Origin of the sequence: Chryseobacterium paridis (genome assembly GCF_016595215.1) — a bacterium.
In the GTDB taxonomy this organism is placed as follows: domain Bacteria; phylum Bacteroidota; class Bacteroidia; order Flavobacteriales; family Weeksellaceae; genus Chryseobacterium; species Chryseobacterium paridis.
The window spans coordinates 1-2,892 of record NZ_JAENHK010000012.1 but is presented as its reverse complement, the minus strand read 5'-3'; the positions used below and the strand labels follow the sequence as shown (position 1 = coordinate 2,892).

Below are 2,892 nucleotides of genomic sequence, written 5' to 3'. Positions count from 1 at the left end.
GTGCACCTGGCGGTACAACTGATACACCAGAGGTTTGTTCAATTCGGTCCTCTCGTACTAGAATCAAGCCCTCTCAAACATCTAACGCCCGCAATAGATAGAGACCGAACTGTCTCACGACGTTCTGAACCCAGCTCGCGTGCCACTTTAATGGGCGAACAGCCCAACCCTTGGGACCTTCTCCAGCCCCAGGATGTGACGAGCCGACATCGAGGTGCCGAACCTCCCCGTCGATGTGAGCTCTTGGGGGAGACTAGCCTGTTATCCCCGGAGTACCTTTTATCCTATGAGCGATGGCCCTTCCATGCGGAACCACCGGATCACTATGTCCTGCTTTCGCACCTGATCGACTTGTAGGTCTCACAGTCAAGCACCCTTATGCCATTACACTCTACGCACGGTTACCAAGCGTGCTGAGGGTACCTTTGAAAGCCTCCGTTACTCTTTTGGAGGCGACCACCCCAGTCAAACTACCCACCACGCAATGTCCTTCTAAAAGAAGTTAGGCTCCAAGTAAGTAAAGGGTGGTATTTCAACGTTGACTCCACAAACACTAGCGTGCCTGCTTCAAAGTCTCCCACCTATCCTACACATTACTTACTCAAAGTCAATACGAAGTTATAGTAAAGGTTCACAGGGTCTTTTCGTCCCATTGCGGGTAATCGGCATCTTCACCGATACTACAATTTCACCGAGCTCGTGGCTGAGACAGTGCCCAGATCGTTACACCATTCGTGCAGGTCGGAACTTACCCGACAAGGAATTTCGCTACCTTAGGACCGTTATAGTTACGGCCGCCGTTTACTGGGGCTTCAGTCAAACGCTTCGCTTACGCTAACGCCCTTCCTTAACCTTCCAGCACCGGGCAGGTGTCAGACCCTATACAGCATCTTTCGATTTAGCAGAGTCCTGTGTTTTTGATAAACAGTCGCCTGGGCCTCTTCACTGCGGCCAGCATTGCTGCTGGCGTCTCTTCTTCCGAAGTTACGAGACTATTTTGCCTAGTTCCTTAGCCACGACTCACTCGAGCACCTTAGGATTCTCTCCTCGACTACCTGTGTCGGTTTTGGTACGGGTTGCTTCACTTCGGCTTTTCTTGGATCCGAGTTCACTACAGCAGCTTCGCCCGAAGGCTAGGCCTTGACTATTCCGTCAGTCTCCAGTAGCTACATCGAACCGTCCCCTTTTTAGTGTGAGCAAGTATGGGAATATTAACCCATTGTCCATCCACTACCCCTTTCGGGTTCGCGTTAGGTCCCGACTAACCCTCAGCTGATTAGCATGGCTGAGGAAACCTTAGTCTTTCGGTGAGGGGGTTTCTCGCCCCCTTTATCGTTACTTATGCCTACATTTTCTTTTCTATCCGCTCCACAATACCTCACGATACTGCTTCGGCGCAAATAGAATGCTCCCCTACCAGATGTAATAAATTACAAATCCATAGCTTCGGTAATATGTTTATGCCCGATTATTATCCATGCCGGACCGCTCGACTAGTGAGCTGTTACGCACTCTTTAAATGAATGGCTGCTTCCAAGCCAACATCCTAGCTGTCAATGCAGTCCAACCGCGTTGCTTCAACTTAACATATATTTGGGGACCTTAGCTGTTGGTCTGGGTTCTTTCCCTCTCGGACATGGACCTTAGCACCCATGCCCTCACTGCCGTAGAACATTTATTAGCATTCGGAGTTTGTCAGGAATTGGTAGGTGGTGAAACCCCCGCATCCAATCAGTAGCTCTACCTCTAATAAACTTATATACGACGCTGCACCTAAATGCATTTCGGGGAGTACGAGCTATCTCCCAGTTTGATTGGCCTTTCACCCCTACCCACAGGTCATCCGAAGACTTTTCAACGTCAACCGGTTCGGTCCTCCACTCTGTGTTACCAGAGCTTCAACCTGCCCATGGGTAGATCACAAGGTTTCGCGTCTAATCCTACTAACTATCCGCCCTATTCAGACTCGCTTTCGCTCCGGCTCCGGACCTGAAGTCCTTAACCTCGCTAGTAAAATTAACTCGTAGGCTCATTATGCAAAAGGCACGCCGTCACCCAACTTGTGGGCTCCGACCGCTTGTAGGCGTACGGTTTCAGGTTCTATTTCACCCTTCTATTCGAAGTGCTTTTCACCTTTCCTTCACAGTACTTGTTCACTATCGGTCTTTCAGGAGTATTTAGCCTTGGAGGATGGTCCCCCCATATTCAGACAGGATTTCACGTGTCCCGCCCTACTCATTTATCACTTAAATATGCCTTTCATATACGGGGCTATCACCCTCTATGGCTGTTCTTTCCAGAACATTCTATTAAACATATAAAAGCTTTTGGGCTAATCCGCTTTCGCTCGCCACTACTTACGGAATCTCTTCGATTTCTTTTCCTCCGGGTACTTAGATGTTTCAGTTCTCCGGGTTTGCTCCTCCTAAGAGGTGACTGGTCTTCAACCAGCCGGGTTGCCCCATTCGGACATCTCGGGATCAATTCGTGTGTGCCAATCCCCCGAGCTTTTCGCAGCTTACCACGTCCTTCGTCGCCTCTGAAAGCCTAGGCATCCGCCATACGCCCTTAACGATTTCTTTCCTATTTTTAGGTTACTCAAGCACTTATAAGTGCTCGGTTTTCTCTTTGTGATGTCTTTACCGTTAATGTCAATGATCTTAATGTCTTCTTGTCCAACTGATGAACAGATGTTGTTTTTGGCTCCATCCGTAACTTTTAAATCAGTATTCCAAAACTGTGGAGAATAAGGGAGTCGAACCCTTGACCTCCTGCGTGCAAGGCAGGCGCTCTAGCCAGCTGAGCTAATTCCCCCTCTAGTTAGACTCGAGATTCTCAGATTGGAGACTTGAGACTATTAAAATGTCTCATATCTCTTGTCTTTTTATCTCC

General features: G+C 48.8%; 1 tRNA gene and 1 rRNA gene. Both read right to left on the bottom strand.

The features are described 5' to 3' along the window. Positions 1 to 2,582: ribosomal RNA gene (locus JHL15_RS21170) — 23S ribosomal RNA — on the bottom strand; the annotation flags it as partial. Positions 2,583 to 2,740: 158 nt separating this feature from the next. Further along, positions 2,741 to 2,814: transfer RNA gene (locus JHL15_RS21165), tRNA-Ala, on the bottom strand. Positions 2,815 to 2,892 lie beyond the last annotated feature (78 nt).